Raw genomic sequence first — 20,806 nt, forward strand, 5'->3', positions numbered from 1 at the left:
GTCCACGATCGTCGCCGCGTCCAGCCTAGCTGGGATCGGCGCGGGCGTCAGCCCCATTGCCAGACGGGGTATCGCTGACCTAGCTGGGGCCACCCCGAAGGAGACTGCCCGATGCCGACCGACCGCCGCACGTTGATGACGCAGGGCGCTTTGCTGGGCGCAGGGCTGGCGACCGGGGGTTTCGCGATGGCGCAGGGCAAGCCGGCGTTTGCGAGCAAGCGACCGGCGCCCGCCGATCGCCGGTTCGTCAGCAAGTCGGTCGAGCAGGAGATCGCGCGGGTCAGCGGGATGATCGCCGATCCGGAACTCGCATGGCTGTTCGCCAACGCCTATCCCAACACGCTCGACACCACGGTGCGGATGGGGATGGTCGGCGGCAAGGCCGACAGCTTCGTCATCACCGGCGACATCCCCTGCCTGTGGCTGCGCGATTCGGCGGCGCAGGTGAAGTCGTACCTGCATCTGGCGCCCCGCGACGCGAAGCTGCGCGAGCTGTTCCGCGGGCTGATCGCGCGCCACGCCCGCTCGGTGCTGATCGACCCCTATGCCAATGCCTTCATGGAAGACCCGACCGCGAAGACCTCGCTCGAATGGGCGAAGGTCGACGAGACCGAGATGAAGCCGGGGGTGGCCGAGCGGAAGTGGGAGATCGATTCGCTCTGCTACTCGATGCGGCTAAGCCATGGATACTGGTCCACCACCCGCGACGCCGCGCCGTTCGACGCGACCTGGGCGGAGGCGATGCGCGCGATCGTGCGGACCTTCCGCGAACAGCAGCGGAAACAAGGCCCCGGCCCCTACAAGTTCCAGCGCGCCAGCCGCCAGCCGACCGAGACGCTGCTCGCCGGATACGGCGCGCCGACGCGCAAGGTGGGCATGATCCATTCGGGCTTCCGCCCGTCGGACGATGCCTGCCAGTATCCTCTGTTCGTGCCGGCCAATATGTTCGCGGTGACGACGCTGCGCGAAATGGCGCAGGTCGCCAATGAAGCGCGCAAGGACAGCTCGCTCGCCAATGAGGCGACCGCGCTGGCCAACGAGGTCGCCGCCGCCGTGGCCCAGCATGGCACGATGCGGCTGCCCGATGGGCGCGACGTGTGGGCCTATGAGGTCGACGGCTTTGGCAATGCGATCTTCATGGACGATGCCAACGTACCCTCGCTCTCCAGCCTCGCGTGGCTCGGCTGTGTACCTGCCAGCGATGCGCGGTGGCAGCGGACGGCGGCGGCGGCGTGGAGCGAGGCCAACCCGTGGTTCTTCAAGGGACGCGCGGGCGAGGGGATTGGCGGGCCGCACCAGGGCATGGACTATATCTGGCCGATGTCGCTGATCGTGCGCGGGCTGACCGCCACCGACGATGCGACGATCCTGNGGCGAGGGGATTGGCGGGCCGCACCAGGGCATGGACTATATCTGGCCGATGTCGCTGATCGTGCGCGGGCTGACCGCCACCGACGATGCGACGATCCTGAAGTGCCTCGCGACGCTGAAGCGCACCCATGCCGGCACCGGCTTTATCCACGAGGCGTTTGAAAAGGACGATGCGGCCAAGTTCACCCGCGACTGGTTCGCCTGGGCCAATGGCCTGTTCGGCGAATTCATCCTGCATCTGGCCGCGACGAAGCCGAAATTGTTGCAGGCACCATTGGACGGCATCCGGGTATGAGGACAACGTTACCCTGAGTTTATCAGCAATATTTCCGCCATGTGTACCCCCGCGCAGGCGGGGGTCCAGAGCGGCAAACGTCGTCGGTTTGTTACCCTGGACCCCCGCCTGCGCGGGGGTACCACTTTAGTGTAGATCGGCCTGTTGACTCACCCCCGCTGGCCGGGCGGCTGTGCGTTGTATGCCTCGCGAAATTCCTTGGCGAACATGTCGAGGAACGCCTCGTCCGACCCCTGCGCCACGCCGCCGAATTCGCGTTCATAGGCCTGCCACAGCGCCGCATCGCGCGCGGCGGGCAGGACGCGTTCGAGGACGCCGCCGTCCTTGGCCCGCGCGCGGATCGCCGAGGGGGCGAAGCGTTCGAGCGTGGTGCGCAGTGCGCCCTGCATAGCGCGCAGCGTCGCGACCTGATGCGATTGCAGGTCGCGAAATGCATCCTCGACCGCGCGGTCGGGGGCCATGAAGCCGGGCTGTTCGACCCCCAGCAGCATCGCCAGCGCATCGTCGGGACTGCGCGCGAACTTCAGCGGGTTATGGCCTTCGGGGCTATAGGCGGTGGCCTCCGCGCCCAGCTGCGCCTTGGCCCGCGCTCGCGCCTCCAGCATCACGACCAGCCCGGCGACCAGCCGCCGGAACAACAGCGCCCCGCGTTCGGCGGCGTCGGGGGACAGGCGCGCCGGATCGATGCCGAGCGCGGCGAGGAACGCATCGCCGGCGGCTGGCGTGGCCGGTGGAACGGGTGGCGGCGCGGGCGGTGCCGGCTGGGCGACCGGAGTCGGCGCGGGCGGCGGCGGTGGTGGCGATAGGCCCAGCGGATCGCGCGGTGCCTCGACCGGCTGGCCGAAGCCGCCGCGGGCCCAATCGACCACATTGCCCTCCGCGATGCGGCCCCACAGATCATCGGGGGTGGGGGCCGGCGGCCGGTCGGGCGCGGCGCTCGACCAGGCGGAGGCCGGATCGGGCGTCGGCATCGCGCTGTCCCACGTCGATACGACCGGCGGGGCGGCGGCGGGCGTGGCGGGTGTCGCCCCGCCGGACGCGCGGTCGGGTGCCGGGCCCCAGCCGGTCGCGGCCGCGCGATGCGCTTCGGGGCGGGCGAGCGACGGGCCGGTCTGCGGCTGCCAGCCGGCGCTGCTGCCGCTGCTGCCGCTGCTGCCGCGTCCGGCAGACGGGAGCGGCCCCCAGCCTGCGCTGGCCCCGCCGCCCGTGTCGGCCGGGCTCCAGCCGTCATGGGCCGGCACGGGGGTGGGGGGCGTCGTGTCGTTCCACCCGCCCCAGCCGTTTGCCGCCGCCGCCGGGCCATCGAGCCGGGCGAGGAAGGTGAACGGCCCGGCGGTGAAGCGATCGCCGTCGCGGATCACATGGTCGGGCGACACGCGCTGCCCGCTATCGGCCAGGAAGGTGCCGTTGGTGCTGCGATCAATCAGGCGATAGTCGCTGCCGTCGAACCGGATTTCGCAATGCCGCGACGACAGGTGCCGGGTCGGATCGCCCAGCATCCAGTCGCATCCCTCCGCCCGGCCGATCACCGCGCCGCGCCGGTCGAGCGTCAGGGGCGCGGCGGTGGCGGGGCCGGCGACGACCGACAGGGTAAGCGTCATTGGCCGCCGTCACCCGCTGCGGGGCCCAGCGCCTCGGGTGCGCCGAACGCCCCGCCGCCTTCGGGATTGATGTCGGTGCGCGCGCCGTTCAGCACCAGTGTGGTGGCGCCGTTGACCCGCGTATCGGGGGCGTTGACGACCGCCATGGTGTTCGCCTGCACATTCACCGTCGGCGACTGGATGGTGATGCTGTCGGGGCCGATGGTGATCTTCGAATTCTTGACGCGGATGGTGATCGACGTCTTGGATTCGATCGACAGCGCACCATCGACCAGCAGGCCGTCGGTGCCGATGACATGCGTCTCGCGCTTGCCCTTCACGTCGGTCCTGCTGTCGCGGCCGATCGTGTTGGTGTCGTCGCGGCCGATATTGGTGGTGCGGTCCAGCCCGACGCGGCGGTCCTGGTTGTGGCCGACATGGCGCGATTCATCGAAGCGGACGCGGCTGTTCATGTCACGCTCGGCATGGATGAACAGTTCCTCCTGCCCGCCCTTGTCCTCGAACCGGATTTCGTTCGAGGTGCGGGTCTGCCCGCTGTCGAGCGCCTCCGTCTCGGGATAATCGCCCGACGCGCCATAGGTCAGCGTGCGCCATACCGCGCGCGTCTTGTTCGCGGGCAGGTCGTAGACCGGCATATGCGACCGGTTGAACACCCGGCCCATCACGATCGGGCGGTCGGGATCGCCGTCGAGGAAGTCGACCAGCACTTCATGGCCCACCCGCGGCAGGATGACGTTGCCCAGCCCCCCGGTCTGCGACACGCGCACCCAGCAGGTGGAGCGTTCGCCCGGCGTGTCGGCACGGTCCCACGGGAAGCGGATTTTCACCCGGCCATATTCGTCGGTGTAGATCGTCTCACCCGCAGGCCCGGTGACCATCGCGGTTTCCAGGCCCTGCGCGCGCGGGCGCGGCGTCTGTGCCGGCGACTGGAACACGGTGTCGGCGGGTACCGCCTCGAACTTCACATTGTACGGCTGCTCATCCTCCTGCTCGCCCGAGCGATAGGCTTCGGCGGCGATCGAATGGGTCGCGGCGATCACCATATACGACCCGTTCAGCCGGTCGGCGGGATGGTCGGCGATGTCCAGCCGCTGTCCGGTTGTGATGCCCGATGCCTGGCTGGTGCCGGTAAAGACGCGGCGATTGGCGCGCTGTGCGTCGAGCAGGGTCTGGCCGCGTTCGCGTCCGGTCTGTTCCTGATCGCCGCGACCGGTCTTTTCGCGGGTATAGCGGCCGGGATAGACAAAGATTTCGCGGTCGTCGCGCGGGTGGCCGCCCTGTCCGGTCGATTCGCTGGCCAGCGGCTGGTCGGGCGATTCGAAATCGAAATCTCGCACCGTTACCCGTGCCTGCCCGCTGGATGCGACGCGTTCGACCCACGTCTGAAGGATGTCGCGCGGGGCGTCGAACCGGCTCTTCGAATTGGCGGTGAACACCGACATCGCGTTGGCGTTGAAGCGCAGCTGTGGCGGATTGCCCGGCTGGTGCGATGCCGGCCCCTCGCACAGCACCATCACATGCCGGTCGGCATCGTGGCGGAAGAAGTAATAAATGCCTTCCTCTTCCATCAACCGCGAGACGAAGTCGAAATCGCTCTCGCGATACTGGACGGTATAGCCCCGCGTAACGCGCGGCTTGGCAAGGCGGGTGTAATCGACGTCCTGGATGCCGGCGCCCTCGATCACCGCCTGGATGATCTCGACCGCGGTCTTGTCCTGAAAAATCGCCATCTGGCGGTTCTGCGCCAGATAATAGGTCCAGGGTTCGATGGTCAGGCGGTAATGATGGCCATCGGGCTTTTCCTCGACATATTCGCCCGCCGTCACCAGCCCGTGGAACCGTCGCAGCAGTTCACCATCCTCCAGCACCGCCAGCCCGGCGGGCTTGCCGAGATGGGGATAGAGGTCGAGTTCGAGCGGCGAGATGATCGTCGCGCGCACCGTGAAGGGGCGGCCGAGCCGTTCCTCGCTCTCGATTCGCTGCAACACGACCTGTTCGTCGCCGACGTCGATCGACATCTGGGTGAGCCGTTGCCCTGCGTCCGCCACCAGCTACTCCTGCGTGCGCGACAGCCTGCTGCATCAGCGGCCGAACTGCCTTGTCCCTGCCCGCGAACCTATCGTTCGTCCCGCCACCGTACAATGGCTTGAAAATCAAACGGTCGTTTCGGGATTGTGATCCATCGCGAATCGCGGCTAGAATATGGCAACAGGGCGGGGGCCTAATCGTTATCGGAACCGGAAGGGGACGAGACTATGACGCTACGCTTCGCACTGCTGTCCATGGCGGGACTGTCCATGGCAGGGACGATCGCGGTTCCGGCGCTTGCTGGACAGGCACAGCCTGCGCGGACGCCGACCGTGGAGGGGTATCTTTGCACCTTTGCCGGTAAATGCGATGGCGCGACGCCGGATCGCGTGACCCGCGATGCCCCGGAAACGCGCGGCTTCCGCCTTGCCCGGCCGGGTGAGGGGGGCGATGCATCGGCCTCGACGCCGGCGGCCGCACCGGTCGCGCGGACCCAGCGGCGGCCGACCCGCAGCGCCGTCGCCGAACGATCCGGTCGCAGAAGCTATGGCGCCGGTCCCCGGACCTATGCCACCGCGATCACGCCGCCGCCGGCCGCCAATCCTGGTGCGGGACGCCGCGCCGACCTGATGATCGGGTTCGAGCTGAATTCCGACCGGCTGACCCCGGCGGGCGAGGCATCGGCGCAGGTCTTTGCCCGGTCGCTGCTGATGCCCGAACTGCAGGGCCATCGCTTCCGGATCGAGGGGCATACCGACGAACGCGGCGGGCGCGGCATCAACGTGCCGCTGTCGGTACGCCGGGCGCAGCGCGTCGCCGACTATCTAATCGCAAATGGTGTCGCGCCGGCCCGGCTGGAGACGCGGGGCTTCGGATCGTCGCAACCGCTCCCTGGGCGTAGCGCCACCAATCCGGCCAACCGACGGGTCGAAGCCGAGCTGATCTCCTGATCGCGCCGGCGGCCGCCGTGACCCCGATCGACCGGGAAACCCTGTTGCAGCCGGTGGCGGACGATGCGCCCGCCGGCCCCGACCTGTCGTACGACCCCGCGCGCGAGACGATCGAACAGGCGTTCGCCACCCCGCCCGACGAAGTGGACTGGGACGCGACGATCCGCGCGATCGTCGATCAGATGGCGCACACCCGCGACCTGTGGCTGGCAGTCTATCTGGCGCGGGCGGGCGCGCGTGCCGGGCGGCTGGCGGTGGTCGGCGACGCGTTCGAGTTGCTGGCGGGCTATCTCGAACGCTTCTGGGACAGCGCGCACCCCACGCTGGCGGAATATGGCATCGAGGGGCGGCGCGGCGCGTGTGAATCGCTGGTGCGGATCGGCGAGTTCCTGGCCCCGCTGCGCCGCGTGCCGTTGATCGACCATCCGCGCCTCGGCAGCTTTTCCGGCGGCGATTTCGAACGCTTCGCGACCGAGGGCGCGGTGGCCGATGGCTATGGCCCGTTCCGCGCGGCGCTGGCCGATACGCCGGTCGACCGCATCGCCGAGGAACGCGACCAGCTGGGCCAGATTCGCGCGGCGATCCTGCGCACCGACCGCGTGCTGTCCGAACGATCGGAAGCGGTCGGACAGACCGGCACCAATTTCACCGCGACCTATGACACGATCGATTCGATCGTCGAGGCGATGGACAGCTTCGTCGCCGCCGCCCCGCCGGACGAGGCGATGGCCGACATGGCGAGCGGTACTCCGGCGACAGCCTCCGCGCCGCAGGGATCGGCACCGGGGCGAATCGCCTCGCGCGACGACGTGGCGCGCGCAATCGATTCCATCGTGGATTATTATGCCAGGGCCGAACCATCCAGCCCGATTCCGATAGCACTCGTCCGAATCAAGGGGTGGATCACAATGGACTTCGTTTCGATCCTAGATGACATTGCACCAGGGAGCCGAAACGAGGCCTTGAGCGTATTACGATCCAGAAACGAAGACGGCGGCGGTCCAGACATGATGTAATTCCGGTGCGACATCGCAGCGCCGGGCAAAATACAGGTCCGGTCGAAACGTTCAGAAGGGATGCGGATACATGGCGATCAAGAGCGGGCAGCGTTTCATTCGGGAGAATCGCAAGCCCCGAGTGCATATCGAATACGAAGTGGAGACCTATGGCGCGCGCCAGAAAGTCGAACTGCCCTTCGTCATGGGGGTCATGTCCGACCTGTCGGGCAAGAGCCTGAAGGACAAGAAGGCCGCCGAATCCCGCGAATTCGTCGATTTCGACATGGATAATTTCGACCAGCGGATGGAGGCGATCGCGCCGCGCGTCGCCTTTGCCGTCGACAACACGCTGACCGGCGAGGGTAAGCTCGCCGTCGACCTGACGCTCAATTCGATGAACGACTTCTCGCCCGGCCAGATCGCGAAGCGGATCGAACCGCTGGCCAAGCTGCTGGAGGCGCGGACCCAGCTGGAGGACCTGCTGTCGTACATGGACGGCAAGCATGGCGCGCAGGACCTGCTCGACAAGGTGTTGAACGACCCGGCGCTGCTGAAGGCGCTGCTCGCCGAACGCGCGGCGGCCCGTACCGAGGCTGACGGCACCCCGTCGGCACCCCAGGCCTGAACCCCGGTAGCGAACAGGAGCGGACCATGGCCCAGGAAGCCTTCAGCCAGACCAACGACACCGCGCCCGCCACTTCGGAAGAGGTGAGCGATTTCCAGGCGCTGCTGCAAAAGGAATTCAAGCCCGCGACCGAGGAACGCCGGTCGCGTATCGAACAGGCGGTGCAGACGCTGGCCGAACAGGCGCTGTCGAACGCGCAGATCGTCGGCGGCGACGTGTTCGCGACGGTCGATGCGATGCGCGCGGCGATCGATCGCAAGCTGACCGAGCAGATCAACCAGATCATCCATCACCCGGAATTCCAGGCGATGGAGTCGGCATGGCGGGGCCTCAACTACCTCGTCATGAATACCTCGACCGGCAAAGACATGAAAATCCGCGTGATGAACATGTCGAAGGAAGAGGCGCGGCGGATGTTCCGCCAGTATCGCGACGCGGCGTGGGACCAGAGCCCGCTGTTCAAGAAGATCTACGAGAACGAGTTCGGCCAGCTGGGCGGCCAGCCGTACGGCGCGTTCGTCTGCGACTACAGCTTCGACCACAGCGCCCCCGACCTGGAGGTCATGCGCGGGCTGTCGCGGATCGGTGCGGCAAGCCACGCGCCGTTCATCGCCGCCGCCGCGCCGTCGCTGCTGGGCATGGACAGCTGGACCGAACTGTCGAACCCGCGTGACCTGGGCAAGCTGTTCGACGCGACCGATTATGGCGCGTGGCGTTCGTTCCGCGCGTCGGAGGACAGCCGCTATCTGGCGCTGACCCTGCCGCGGTTCCTCGGGCGTCCGCTCTATGGCGCCAAGACCGAACCGGTCGAGGAATTCGATTTCGAAGAGGACGCCGGCGGGGCGCATGACAGCCATCTGTGGCTGAACGCCGCCTATGCGATGGGCACGCGCATCACCGAAGCGTTCAACACCTATGGCTGGACCACCCGCATCCGCGGCGTGGAATCGGGCGGCACCGTCGAGGAGCTGCCGACGGCGGCGTTCCCGACCGACGAAGGCGGCATCGATTACAAATGCCCGACCGAAATCGCCATTTCCGACCGGCGCGAGGCGGAGCTGTCCGCCGCCGGGCTGATGGCATTGGTCCATCGCAAGAATACCGATCAGGCGACGTTCATCGGCGCGCAGACCGTCCACCGGCCCGCCGCCTATGACAAGAAGGAGGCGACCGCCAACGCCAACCTGTCGGCGCGCCTGCCCTACATCTTCGCCAGCTGCCGCTTTGCACATTATCTGAAGTGCATGGTGCGCGACTGGGTCGGCGGATCGCGGGAGGCCGAACAGCTTCAGCGCGATCTGAACAATTGGGTCCTCCAATATGTCGACGGATCGCCCACGACATCGAACGAGGAAACCAAGGCCCGCCTGCCGCTCAAGCAGGCCAAGATCGAGGTGATCCCAGACGAGGAGAACCCAGGCTATTACAAGGGGAAGTTCATGTTCGTGCCGCACTACCAGCTCGAAGGGATGGATGTGGCGCTGAGCATGGTTTCACGCTTGCCCAAGTCCTGACGTGAACGGTTTTCGTCCGGGCTTTCACGGTTTGTAACAGGAGTAAGTCAATGGCAGTCGATCTTTTCCTCAAAATTGACGGCGTTCATGGTGAATCGTCCAAGAAGAACCACCAGGGCGAAATCGATATCATCTCGTTCGATTTCGGCGCCGTGCAGCATGGTTCGTTCCACAGCGGCGGTGCCGGCGGTGGTTCGGGCAAGGCCGAAATCTCCGACATCCGCATCCAGAAGGAAGTCGACAAGTCGTCGCCGCTGCTGTTCAAGCATTGCGCTTCGGGCAAGCACATCAAGGAAGCGGTCATCTATTCGCAGAAGGCGGGCGACGGCAACAACCCGCTGACCTATTACAAGATCAAGCTGGAAGACATCATCGTCTCCGACATCCATAACAATGGTGCCTCGGGCGGCGATGCGATCATGGAATCGGTCACGTTCAACTGTGCAAAGGTGACCTTCGACTATCAGGCGCAGAACGCGCAGGGTGGCAAGGACGGCGGCGTCGTCACCGCCTATTACGATATCCGCCAGAACGAGGCGGGCTAAACGATGGCGGCGGTCGTCAGTTCTGGTTCGCAGGCCGACGACCTGCTGCGTGCCGGCGACTTCGACGGGGCACGCCGTGCCCTGGTCGAAGTCGTCAAGGCGGATCCCGGCCATGTGCCGACCCGATTGTTCCTGTTCCAGCTGCTGGCGGTGCAGGGCGACTGGGCGAAGGCAAAGACGCATCTGACCGCGCTGGCGCAGCTGTCGCCGGAGGCGCAGATGCTCTCGGTCGTCTACGGTCAGGCGATCGATGCGGAGGCGACGCGCGCGGCGGTGATGGCCGGGCGCGAATGCGCAATCATTCATGGCGGCTCGGATTGGGCCGATGGCGTCGCCGAGGCGCTGCAACTGGCAGCAACCGGCGCGACCGCCGAGGCGGAGGAGGTCCGCGCGGCGGCGTTCGATGCCGCGCCCGATACGCCCGGAACCATCGACGGCGTGGACGTCGACTGGATCGCGGACGCCGATCCGCGCTTCGGCCCGGTGGTGGAGGCGATCATCGGCGGGCGCTACGGCCTGTTGCCGTTCGACGCGGTGGCAAGGATGACGTCGGAAGGGCCGAAGGACCTGCGCGATATCGTGTGGGCACCGGTCGAACTGACATTGAAGGCGGGGCCGCGCGTCGCCGCGCTGCTGCCGGCGCGCTATCCCGACCTGTCTGACGATCCGGCCGAACTGGCCGCGCGCGCGACCGGGTGGCGGGACGACGGGCGCGGTGTCGGACAGCGGCTGTGGACTGCATCGGACGGCGAGGATCGCGCGCTGCTCTCGATCCGCTCGGTCGAGCTTCGCTGACCCCGTGGCGGTGCGGCAACGGCTGACGCCGACGCTCTATGACAAGCTGGTCGCCGATCTCGACATTTCGGGCATGCGCGACGACGAAGAGACCGCGCCTGCCGTCGCGCGCGAGAAATTCCGCTATTATTCGGTGCCCAAGCTGGAGCGCTTCAACGAAACGGCGCTGCGCGCGACGATCCGCCGCGATTTGGCGTGGTTGTTCAACACCACCAATCTGGAATCGCTGGTCGATCTGGACGCCTATCCGCATGTGAAGGAATCGGTGCTGAATTACGGCCTCACCGACCTTGCCGGCCGCACGCTCGACCGGCGGGCGGTGCTGGCGCGGGCGCGCGAGATCCGGCGGGCGATCCGGCTGTTCGAACCGCGCCTGTCGCGTGAAGGGCTGACGGTCGATCCGGTCGAGGACCCCAGCGATCCGCACGCGCTGACCTATCTGATCCAGGGCGACATCACCGCGGCGGCGCAGACGATGCCGGTGAAGTTCCGAACCGAAGTCGAGGCCGAAACCGCCTCCGTCAACGTGCGCGAATGACGACCGGCATCGATCCGCGCCTGCTGCGCTATTATAACGACGAACTCGCCTATCTGCGCGAAGAGGCGCGGGCGTTCGGGATCGAACATGAAGCGGTGGCTGGGCGGCTGGGGCTGAAGACCCCGACCGACCCCGACCCCTATGTCGAACGGCTGCTCGAGGGGGTCGCCTATCTCGGCGCCCGTGTGCAGCTGAAGATCGCGGACCAATATCCCGAATTCACCCACCATCTGCTGCATGCCGTCCAGCCGCATTACCTCGCGCCGACGCCATCGATGTGCATTGCCGCCTTTGCGCCCAAGGACGGCGACCCGATCCTGACCAAGGGCTATGTCGTGCCGCGCGGCACGCCGCTGACCGCGACGGCGACCGAACAGAATGGCGTGCCTGTCGAGTTCCGCACCGGGCACGACGTGACGCTGTGGCCGCTGAAGATCACCCAGGCCGAATATCTGCCCAGCCGTGCCGCCGTCGCCCCCTTCGCCACCGCCGCCGACGTGCGGGCCGAGGCGGGGTTGCGGCTGCGGTTCGAAACGACCGGCGGGGCGGCGTTGCCGCAGATATTGCCCGATGCGCTGCCGCTCTATCTGGCGGGGTCGGAGGCGGTGCCGGCCGAACTCTATCGCCAGCTCATCGGCGAAACGGTGGCGACGATCGCGCGGTCGGCCGATGCGGCGGCGGGGCCGGAGGGGTGGATGCGCCTGCCGCAACCGGGGCAGGTCGGGTTCGACGACGATCAGGCGCTGTTGCCGCCCGAGCTGCGGTCGTTCCGGGGCTATCGGTTGCTCACCGAATATTTCGCCTGTCCCGAACGGTTCCTGTTCGTCGACCTGAAGGGGCTGGGCCGGGCGTTCCGGGTCAGCCCGACCGCGTGCGACGTGGTGCTGCTGTTCTCACGATCGGCGCAGATCCTGCACAATGCGCTGGACCCGTCGAACTTCCGCCTGTTCGCGACGCCGGCGATCAATCTGTTCGAAAAGCAGCTGGGCCGGGTGCGCGTGTCGCGGTTCGATCACGAACATCATGTCGTGCCCGACCGCGCGCGGCCGCTCGATTACGAGGTGTTCCGCATCCTCGACGTACAGGCCTATGCCGCGAATAATGTCGATGCGCGGACGGTCGCGCCACTTTATGCGCCGGGCGCGTTGCTCTACGACTGGAACGAAGCGCTGTTCTATACCACGCAGCTGCGCCCGCGCCGGCTGTCGACGCGCGAACGGCGGCTGCGGCGGCGCGGGGAGTATACGGGCACGGAGACGTGGATCGCGCTGACCTCGCCGGGGGATGCATCGCGGCTGGACGGGGTGGATGAACTGGCGGTGCGCGCGCTGGTCACCAATCGCGAGCTTCCCGAATTGCTGACCTTTCGCGGGGAGCATCACTTCACCGTATCGGGCGTGCCGGCGCGCACCGTCAGCGTGCTGCGTGCGCCGACCAAGCCGCAGACGCCGATGGGGTTGGGCGATGCCGCGTGGCGGCTGATCGGGCATTTGACACCCAATTATACCACGCTGGCGCCGCAGGACGGCGACGATCCCGGCGTGCTGCGCGATCACCTGGCGCTGTATGGGCGGCAGGACGATGCGGCGTCGCGGCGGCAGGTCGATGGCGTGACGGCGATCCGGTCCGAACGCGTCGCGCGGCGGGTGCCCGGCATGGACCGCATGTCGATCGCGCGTGGGCATCGCATCCATGTCACGCTGGACGATGCCGCATTCGACAAGGGGCGGATGTTCCTGTTCTCCGCGGTTCTCGAACGGTTTCTGGCCGAATTCAGCAGCATCAACAGCTTCACCGAAACCTGGGTCGCAAGCGCCAATGAAGGGGAGTTTCAGCGATGGCCGCTGAGGATCGGTCGCCGACCGACCATCTGACCTTCCTGGCCGATGCCGCCGCCGATGCCGGGCGCTTCGGGCTGTTCCCGATCGTACGGGGGGCGGAGGCGCGGGCGCGGCACCTGCCACGTGTCGGCCGGGCGCGGCGGCCGGCGCAGAGCGTCGCCGACCTGACGCAGGTGCCCTCGCTCGCCTTTCCCGATTCCACGCTGGCCGAGGTGGAGGTGCGCGGCGGCCGGGCGCGGGTCGGCGGATACTGGCTGGGGCTGACCGGGCCGATGGGCCCGTTGCCGCAGCATATGACCGAGTTCGCGACGTTCGAGCGGCGCTATGCGCGGGCGCGACCGTTCGGGCGGTGGCTCGACCTGCTGGCCGGCCGGATGCTGCAATTCTTCTTTCGCGCATGGAGCGATTCGCAGCCGGCGGCACAGGCAGACCGTCCGGAGGACGATCGCTTCGCCATCGGGCTGGCGCGGCTGACCGGAGCGGGCGACGGCGTATCGCCCGACGCCGCGTTTCCGGCGGCGGGGCGGGTGCATTATGCCGCGCTGTTCGCCGGGCGGCGCAGCGCCGGGGCGATCGAGGACGCCCTGACCCACCTGCTGGGGCAGGCGGTGCGGGTCGAGGAATATCAGCCGCGCTGGCGCGACATCGATGCGGAGGATCGCACCCGGCTGGGCCGGCAGTTCGCGCGGCTGGGCGACGAGGTGATGCTGGGCGGCCGGGCCAAGGTGGTGAGCGATGCGTTCCGCGTCGTGATCTGCGCGAAATCGGCGGCGGATTATGCGGCGCTGATGCCGTCAGGCGCGCGCTTCCGCGTGCTGTCGGAGGCGCTCGATGCCTTTGCGCCGAGCCACCTCGAATGGGATGTCGCGCTGGAGATCGACGGGGCGGACGCGACCCCCGCCCGGCTGGACGGTGCGACGCGGCTGGGGTGGAGCGGCTGGCTGGGCGGCGGCGGCGCAGGGGTGCGCCGCGACGCGCATCTGCGGCGGGCTGGCGACGGGGCGGCAACGGATCGGTCGCAGGGGAGCGGGGTCGCATGACGGCCACGATCCGCATCTGCGCGCGCGGCGCGATGCGGCGGCTGATGCCGGCCCTGTTCCTGATCGGTTGTGGTGCGTCCGCTGCACAGGCGTTGCCGATCGAGGCGTCACGTACCGAAATGTCCGGATCGGCGAGTGCGGCCAGTGTTGCGGCGGCCGAGGCGGGCGCCGCCCGCGCCGGTTGGCGCGACGTCAGGGTGAGCCGGGCGCAGTCGTTCCGGCTGATCGCGGGTGATCGAGCGGTCGCCGCGCTGGTCACGGGCAGGGCGATGCTGGCCCCCGGCGTGCCGGGATGTTTTGCCGGCGTGGTGCAGGGCGATCGCGTCGCGTTGGTCCCGACGATCGGGCAGGGCGAGTATGAAACCACCAGCTGCGGCGGGCCGGTCGCGGCAGGCATCCTGTCGTCGGGTGCGCCGGTTGGCATCGGCGTGGTGTTCCAGTCCTATTCGCCGAACGCGGCACCGCGCGAACCGATCGCCTTTCGCTGGGACGCCGCGACCAACGGGTTCGCGATCGATGCCGCGCGAACGAAAACGGCCTCCCTCGCCGGGGCGCAGTCGATCGCCGACATGCGCCGCGCCCTCCACTAGTCCATTCGCCCAAGCCCATCGACCGACAAGGATCAGCATGACCGACATCAGCCGTACCGCCCTGTTCGGACGCCTCGATCCCAGCGCGTTGCAGGCGATCGAATCCGCCACCGGTTTCGCCCGGATGCGCGGCAATCCCTATGTCGAACTGGTCCACTGGCTGCATTTGCTGGTGCAGGATTCGACCGGTGATATCGCCGCGATCCGGGCGGCGTTCGGCATCGACGATGCGGTGCTGGCGCGTGATATCGTCGGCGCGCTCGATATCCTGCCGCGCGGGGCGTCGGCGATTTCCGACTTCGCGCCACAGGTCGAGGAGGCGATCGAGAAGGGCTGGCTCTATGCCTCGCTGCAATTCGGCGCGGGCAAGGTGCGCACCGGGCATCTGCTGTACGGGATGCTGCGCACGCCGACGCTGCGCAACGCGCTGTTCGCGACCAGTGGCGAATGGCGCAAGATCGCGGCCGACCGGCTGGGCGCGGAGTTCGATGCGATCGTGAAGCCGTCGGCGGAGACGAACGCGGTTGCGCCCGGTGATCCGGCGACCCCGGCGGCGAGCGGCCCGGCCCCGGCGGGGGAAGCGCTGGCGCGGTATTCGACCGACCTGACCGCGAAGGCGCGCGCGGGCGAGATCGACGCGGTCGTCGGGCGCGATGCCGAAATCCGCCAACTGGTCGACGTGCTGCTGCGGCGGCGACAGAACAACCCGATCCTGATCGGTGAGGCGGGCGTGGGCAAGACGGCGGTGGTCGAAGGGTTCGCCCGCCGCATCGCCGATGGCGACGTGCCCCCGGCGCTGAAGGGCGTGACGCTGCGCGCGCTCGACGTGACGCTGATGCAGGCGGGCGCGGGCGTGAAGGGCGAGTTCGAGAAGCGGCTGCGGCAGGTGATCGACGAGGTCGAGGGCGCGGCCAGCCCGGTGATCCTGTTCATCGACGAGGCGCATACGCTGGTCGGCGCCGGCGGGCAGGCGGGGACGGGCGATGCCGCCAACCTGCTGAAACCCGCGCTGGCACGCGGGCGACTGCGTACGATCGCGGCGACGACCTATGCCGAATATCGCCAGTATTTCGAAAAGGACCCGGCGCTGACCCGCCGGTTCCAGCCGGTCGACGTGGCGGAGCCGGAGACGGGCGTCGCGGTCGACATGCTGCGATCGGTGGTTAGCGCGATGGAGGCGCATCACGGCGTGGTCGTGCTGGACGAGGCGGTGGGCGCGGCGGTCACGCTGTCGCAGCGTTACGTGCCCGCCCGGCAATTGCCGGACAAGGCGGTGAGCCTGCTCGACACCGCCGCCGCGCGGGTCGCGGTGTCGCAGCACGCGACCCCGGCGGCGGTCGAGGATCGGCGGCGGCGGTTGGAGCTGCTGGAGGCGGAGCGCGGCGTGGTCGAGCGTGAGACGCAGCAACGCTATCGCCGCGACGATCGGTTGGCCGAACTGGACGCGGCGATCGGCGAGGCGCGGTCGGCGGTCGAGGCGGTCGAGGCGAAATGGACCGCCGAACGCGACGCGCTGGACGCGGTGCGCGCGGCGCGCGACGGCGACGATGCGGGCGCGCTCGACACCGCGCTGGCGGCCGCGCGCGACGCGGCGGGCGATGATCCGATGGTGTTCGGCGTGGTCGACAGCGACGCGATCGCGGCGGTGGTCGGCGACTGGACCGGCATCCCGGTCGGGCGGATGGTGAAGGACGAGATCGCCAGCGTGCTGACGATCGGCGATGCGCTGAAATCGCGGGTGATCGGGCAGGATCATGCGATGGATGCCATCGCCAAGCGTATCCAGACCAGTCGCGCAAAGCTCGACAATCCGGCCAAGCCGGTCGGCGTGTTCATGCTTTGCGGGCCATCGGGCGTCGGCAAGACCGAGACGGCGCACGCCCTGTCCGAGCTGCTGTTTTCCGGCGACGATTCGATGATCGTCATCAGCATGAGCGAGTTTCAGGAGGCGCACACCGTCTCCACGCTGAAAGGTGCTCCGGCCGGCTATGTCGGATATGGGCAGGGCGGCGTGCTGACCGAGGCGGTGCGGCGACGCCCCTATTCGGTCGTCCTGCTGGACGAGGTGGAGAAGGCGCACCCCGACGTCCACGAGATGTTTTTCCAGGTGTTCGACAAGGGGTTCATGAACGATGCCGAGGGGCGGCATATCGATTTCCGCAACACGGTGATCCTGCTGACGTCGAACGTCGGCACCGACCTGATCGCGACGCTGACCGAGGACGAGGAGACCGCACCCGCCCCCGATGCGCTGGCGACGGCGCTTCGCCCTGAATTGCTGAAGGTGTTTCCGCCGGCGCTGCTCGGGCGGCTGTCGGTGCTGCCCTATTATCCGCTGAGCAAGGACATGCTGGCCGGGATCGTCCGGCTGCATTTGAGGCGGATCGAACGGCGGATTCGCGACAATCACGGCATCGCGCTCACCATTGATCCGGCGGTGGTCGACCATATCGTCGAACGCTGTACCGAAGCGGCATCGGGCGGGCGGATGATCGATGCGATCCTGACCAATTCGATGCTGCCCGACATGTCGGTCGCGCTGCTGGAACGGCGGATGCGCGGTGACGAGGTGCGGTCGATCGCGGTGGCGGTCGACGGCGATGCGCTGACCTATCGGTTCGATGGTGCATCGGGCGCGGTGGATGGTCCGGGCGAGTGATTGCAGCGACTTAGGCTTGCGATCATCCTGTTCGATGCGCGCTGGCGGCGTGGATGATCGCCGGGGCGTCGATCCGGGGGGCGACCGACAAAAGACGGTAAACGATGCATCCATTGCGAAGGCGGAACGTTCAACGTTGCGCCGATAATAAGGCGGAGACGGAATCGTGCGATTTGGAGAGATCGATCGAGGCGCTCGGGGCCAGCAGGTCCAGATGTTGCAGCATCTGTTGAACACCACGGCCCGCCCCCGGCCACCGCTGGAACTGGACGGCGTGTTCGGCCAGTCGACCGAGCGCGCGGTGCGCAGTTATCAACAGAGTCGCGGGCTGGAGGTCGATGGCGTCGTCGGCGCGAAAACCTGGTCCAGCCTGGGCGTCAACGGATCGGCATTGCCGCGCACGCCGTCCGCCGCCCGATCGACCGGCGGCACGCCGACCCGCGCGGTCACGGCGCCGTCGATCCGCAACCTGCCGATCGGCGATGCGCCACTGGGGCGGGGGATGGGCGGGACCGCTGTCGCGACCCGGCCCGCGCCGGCCCGTCCGGCCCCCGCCGCACGGCCCGCGCCGCATCGCAGCGCGCAGCTGGAGCCGCCGGGATCGACCATCGGCGCGCCGTGGATGCGGGTGGCGCTGGCCGAGAAGGGCGTGGCCGAAGTCGCCGGGCGGACCCATAATCCGCGCATCGTCGAATATCACGCCACCACCACGCTGGCCGCAAAGACCGATGAGGTCGCGTGGTGCGCGTCGTTCGTGAACTGGTGCCTCGAACAGGCCGGCATTCGCGGCATCCGCAGCGCGCGCGCCGCCGACTGGGGCAAGTTTGGCGTGGCGCTGAGCGAGCCGCGCTATGGCTGCATCGTCCACATCTATCGCACGCCGCGCGGGGTCGACGGATCGACCGGATCGTCGTCGGGGAACCATGTCGCGTTCTTCGTCGGACAGACCGCGACGCATATCCAGCTGCTGGGCGGCAATCAGGGGAACCAGGTGAAGGTCTCCGGCTACCCGCTCAAGCAATACACAGTGAAGGCCATGCGCTGGCCGGAGGGACGATGAAGGGACCGGTAACGATGACGATCGGGCTGGGTACGCTGCTGCTGCTGTCGGCCTGTGGCGGCGGTGGCGATACGGCGGTCGAGGCAAATGCGGCAGCGCCCGCCGCGCCGGTGGAGACGCCGGCCGAGGCACCAGTCGCGCCGGCGACGCCGATGGTGACGGCGACCGCTACACCGGCGGCTTCGGCGCAGGAGCAGTCGTTTCAGGCGTTCTGGACGAAGTTTCGCGCCGCTGCATTGGCGAACGATGCTGCGGGACTTGCTGCGCTGAGTGCGCCGGTGGTGATGCAGCATGGCGACCTGGACGACAGTCCGAAGGTTCGCCTGAATCCGGCACAGGTCGGGCCGGTGCTCCGCAAGCTGCTCGACAATCCCGATAACACCAATGGCGAGGGGCAAACCCAGCGACAGCTGGTCGAAGCCACCACGACGGCGAAGGTCGATCCGAACTGGGCGAAAGATCGCGTCCGGATCGGCGATATGGAATTTGCGCTGGGCAAGAACGGGTGGCGGCTCGACCAGATATATTACGAGTCATACGACTGACGCGCTTCCGGGCGTAGCATCTGGCCGGCGACACGGGACAACCGGCGTCGGCAACAAGGGGGAGTATCGGTTTGCGGAAGCTGGGTTCGGGACGTTGGAAGCTGCTGATGGGGGCGGTCGCTTTGACCGTTCCGGCGGCGGGATGGGCGCAGGTCGCGCCGTTGCCCAGCCGGCAGGAGGTGACGCCGCCCGCACCCGATCCCGATCGGGCATCGCGTGCCGAGGTAGATTCGCGCGGCGCGCTGGCCATCGGCAATTGCCCGTTCGCGGAGTCGCCGCTGCGCGTGTCGCTCAACCGCGTCGCATTCAGCCGGGCCGATGGCGCGCCGCTGCAACCGCAGATCGCCGAGGCGCTGGCGAAGGTGCAGCCGATGCCGGGCGACCAGTCGATTGCGGCGGTGTGCGACATTCGCGACCGCGCCAATGCCGCGCTGCGTTCCGAGGGATGGATCGCGTCGGTGCAGATCCCGGCGCAGGAGATCGCCGACGGCGTACTGCGGCTGGAGGTTGTGACCGCGCGGATCGTCGAACTGCGCGTGCGCGGCGATGCCGGGCGGTATGAACCGCTGCTGCGCCAGCGGCTGGCAAAGATCCAGGCCATGGACCCGCTGAACGAGCGCGAGGCGGAGCGATTGCTGCTGCTGGCCGGCGACGTGCCGGGGCTGGACGTCGCGCTGTCGCTGCGCGCGTCGGGCGGCAAGCAGGGCGACGTGATCGGCGACCTGACGGTCAGCTCGCGCCGCTTCGCGCTGTTCGCCAACGTCCAGAACTATAATTCCCGGCTGCTGGGCCGTGAAACCGTTTATGCGCGCGGCGAGCTGTACGGTCTGACCGGCCTTGGCGACATCACCTATCTGGGTGCGTCGGCGGCGGTCGATTTCCCCGAACAGTTCATCGTGCAGGGCGGGCATATCTTCGAGGTCGACAGCGCCGGCACCAGCTTCGGTGCGCGCGCGACCTATGCATGGTCGCGGCCCGATCTGGGGGCGCTCGACCTGCGGACCAATACGCTGATCGCCGGATTCGACGTGGCACGGCCGCTGGCGCGATCGATCCGGTCGAATGCGCGGGTGCGTGGCGGGCTGGACTATATCGACCAGGTGTCGCGCGTCGGCGGCGGTCGCGACGCGGTGACGCTGACCCGCGACAGATTGCGCGTCGTGTTCATCGGGCTGGATGGCGACCGGCAGTTCGTCGATGCGAACGGCAATGTCTGGCTGTCGATTTCCGCCACCGGCGAATTGCGCAAGGGACTGGGCGTCCTCGACGCCAGCGAGCGCGGCTTTGGCAGCGGGACGCTGACGTCGCGGCTGGACGGCAATCCGCAGGCGCTGGTGTTCCGCAGCGCGATCGACGCGACGGTGCGGGTCGGGCCGGTGTTCAGCGTGGCGGCACAGGGCCAGTTCCAATGGTCGAACGACCCGCTGCTGAACTACGAGGAATTCGCGCTGGGCAGCCTGACCATCGGGCGCGGCTATGATCCGGGTTCGAACAGCGGCGACCATGCGGTCGGCGGCCGGTTCGAGGCGCGGGCCGACGTGCCGCTGTGGTCGCCGGTGCAGGCGCAGTTCTTCGGCTTCTACGACCATCTCTACCTGCGCAACCTCGACCGCACCGCGATCGAGGGGCCGCGCAATTTCAAGAGTGTGGGGGGCGGCGTCCGGCTGTCGCTGCCCGGTAGCGTCGTGCTCGACGTCGCCTATGCCAAGCCGCTCGACAAGGCGCTGTTGCTCGACGAACGTCGGCCACCGGCGCGTGTACTCGTTTCGCTGACCGCGCAGTTGCGCGATCGCGCCCGATAGGAAACCCCC

General features: G+C 68.0%; 18 protein-coding genes. 16 read left to right on the forward strand and 2 right to left on the reverse strand.

Annotated elements, in window-relative coordinates; translation table 11 throughout:
* Positions 1 to 111: 111 nt before the first annotated feature.
* Both ASE67_RS06390 and ASE67_RS18535 read left to right on the forward strand, forming a co-directional pair.
* A partial coding sequence (locus ASE67_RS06390) for a glycoside hydrolase family 125 protein (RefSeq protein ID WP_443025538.1) occupies positions 112 to 1,371 on the forward strand: 1,260 nt, incomplete at its 3' end.
* Between the two features lie 49 nt (positions 1,372 to 1,420).
* Entirely contained in the window at positions 1,421 to 1,666 is a 246-nt protein-coding gene (locus ASE67_RS18535; protein WP_268795358.1) for a glycoside hydrolase family 125 protein, read from the forward strand.
* 149 nt (positions 1,667 to 1,815) lie between these two features.
* On the opposite strand, the gene tagH is transcribed toward ASE67_RS18535, so the two are convergent.
* On the reverse strand, positions 1,816 to 3,267 hold the full coding sequence (gene tagH / locus ASE67_RS06395) for a type VI secretion system-associated FHA domain protein TagH (RefSeq protein ID WP_055758033.1): 1,452 nt from the start codon (positions 3,265 to 3,267) through the stop codon (positions 1,816 to 1,818).
* Positions 3,264 to 5,315: a type VI secretion system Vgr family protein gene (locus ASE67_RS06400; RefSeq protein ID WP_156348529.1), complete on the reverse strand. Its 2,052-nt coding sequence runs from the start codon at positions 5,313 to 5,315 to the stop codon at positions 3,264 to 3,266. The genes tagH and ASE67_RS06400 overlap by 4 nt, the downstream gene beginning before the upstream one ends.
* A 207-nt stretch (positions 5,316 to 5,522) precedes the next feature.
* On the opposite strand from ASE67_RS06400, the gene ASE67_RS18775 reads away from it, so the two are divergent.
* From ASE67_RS18775 to ASE67_RS06470, 14 genes are all read left to right on the forward strand, one after another.
* Positions 5,523 to 6,245: an OmpA family protein gene (locus ASE67_RS18775; protein ID WP_055758037.1), complete on the forward strand. Its 723-nt coding sequence runs from the start codon at positions 5,523 to 5,525 to the stop codon at positions 6,243 to 6,245.
* A 17-nt stretch (positions 6,246 to 6,262) separates the two neighbouring features.
* A complete protein-coding gene (locus ASE67_RS06410) occupies positions 6,263 to 7,261 on the forward strand; it encodes a type VI secretion system protein TssA (RefSeq protein ID WP_055758040.1) in 999 nt (332 codons plus the stop codon).
* A 70-nt stretch (positions 7,262 to 7,331) separates the two neighbouring features.
* On the forward strand, positions 7,332 to 7,868 hold the full coding sequence (tssB, locus tag ASE67_RS06415) for a type VI secretion system contractile sheath small subunit (RefSeq protein ID WP_055758045.1): 537 nt from the start codon (positions 7,332 to 7,334) through the stop codon (positions 7,866 to 7,868).
* A 26-nt stretch (positions 7,869 to 7,894) separates the two neighbouring features.
* Positions 7,895 to 9,382 carry a type VI secretion system contractile sheath large subunit gene (gene tssC / locus ASE67_RS06420; protein ID WP_055758047.1) on the forward strand — a complete coding sequence of 496 codons (1,488 nt, stop codon included), beginning with the start codon at positions 7,895 to 7,897 and terminating at the stop codon, positions 9,380 to 9,382.
* A gap of 50 nt (positions 9,383 to 9,432) precedes the next feature.
* Complete coding sequence (locus ASE67_RS06425; protein ID WP_055758051.1) at positions 9,433 to 9,927, forward strand: Hcp family type VI secretion system effector; 495 nt, start codon at positions 9,433 to 9,435, stop codon at positions 9,925 to 9,927.
* 3 nt (positions 9,928 to 9,930) lie between these two features.
* Positions 9,931 to 10,722 carry a type VI secretion system accessory protein TagJ gene (locus ASE67_RS06430; protein WP_055758054.1) on the forward strand — a complete coding sequence of 264 codons (792 nt, stop codon included), beginning with the start codon at positions 9,931 to 9,933 and terminating at the stop codon, positions 10,720 to 10,722.
* A gap of 10 nt (positions 10,723 to 10,732) precedes the next feature.
* The gene (gene tssE, locus ASE67_RS06435) at positions 10,733 to 11,260 is read left to right on the forward strand and encodes a type VI secretion system baseplate subunit TssE (RefSeq protein ID WP_235511814.1); all 528 of its coding nucleotides are present in this window, start codon (positions 10,733 to 10,735) and stop codon (positions 11,258 to 11,260) included.
* Positions 11,257 to 13,134 carry a type VI secretion system baseplate subunit TssF gene (gene tssF, locus ASE67_RS06440; protein ID WP_082456980.1) on the forward strand — a complete coding sequence of 626 codons (1,878 nt, stop codon included), beginning with the start codon at positions 11,257 to 11,259 and terminating at the stop codon, positions 13,132 to 13,134. The genes tssE and tssF overlap by 4 nt, the downstream gene beginning before the upstream one ends.
* Positions 13,098 to 14,141, forward strand: coding sequence for a type VI secretion system baseplate subunit TssG (tssG, locus tag ASE67_RS06445; protein WP_082457027.1), 1,044 nt, complete (start codon positions 13,098 to 13,100; stop codon positions 14,139 to 14,141). Before tssF ends, tssG begins: the two co-directional genes overlap by 37 nt.
* Complete coding sequence (locus ASE67_RS06450) at positions 14,138 to 14,731, forward strand: hypothetical protein (RefSeq protein ID WP_055758062.1); 594 nt, start codon at positions 14,138 to 14,140, stop codon at positions 14,729 to 14,731. The genes tssG and ASE67_RS06450 overlap by 4 nt, the downstream gene beginning before the upstream one ends.
* A gap of 37 nt (positions 14,732 to 14,768) precedes the next feature.
* A complete protein-coding gene (gene tssH, locus ASE67_RS06455) occupies positions 14,769 to 17,390 on the forward strand; it encodes a type VI secretion system ATPase TssH (RefSeq protein WP_055758065.1) in 2,622 nt (873 codons plus the stop codon).
* A gap of 166 nt (positions 17,391 to 17,556) precedes the next feature.
* On the forward strand, positions 17,557 to 18,450 hold the full coding sequence (locus tag ASE67_RS06460; protein ID WP_268795353.1) for an NlpC/P60 family protein: 894 nt from the start codon (positions 17,557 to 17,559) through the stop codon (positions 18,448 to 18,450).
* Entirely contained in the window at positions 18,447 to 18,995 is a 549-nt protein-coding gene (locus ASE67_RS06465; protein ID WP_055758069.1) for a hypothetical protein, read from the forward strand. The genes ASE67_RS06460 and ASE67_RS06465 overlap by 4 nt, the downstream gene beginning before the upstream one ends.
* A gap of 107 nt (positions 18,996 to 19,102) precedes the next feature.
* The gene (locus ASE67_RS06470) at positions 19,103 to 20,797 is read left to right on the forward strand and encodes a ShlB/FhaC/HecB family hemolysin secretion/activation protein (protein ID WP_156348530.1); all 1,695 of its coding nucleotides are present in this window, start codon (positions 19,103 to 19,105) and stop codon (positions 20,795 to 20,797) included.
* The last annotated feature ends 9 nt before the right edge of the window (positions 20,798 to 20,806 follow it).

The sequence above is a fragment of the Sphingomonas sp. Leaf23 genome (genome assembly GCF_001421585.1).
In the GTDB taxonomy this organism is placed as follows: domain Bacteria; phylum Pseudomonadota; class Alphaproteobacteria; order Sphingomonadales; family Sphingomonadaceae; genus Sphingomonas.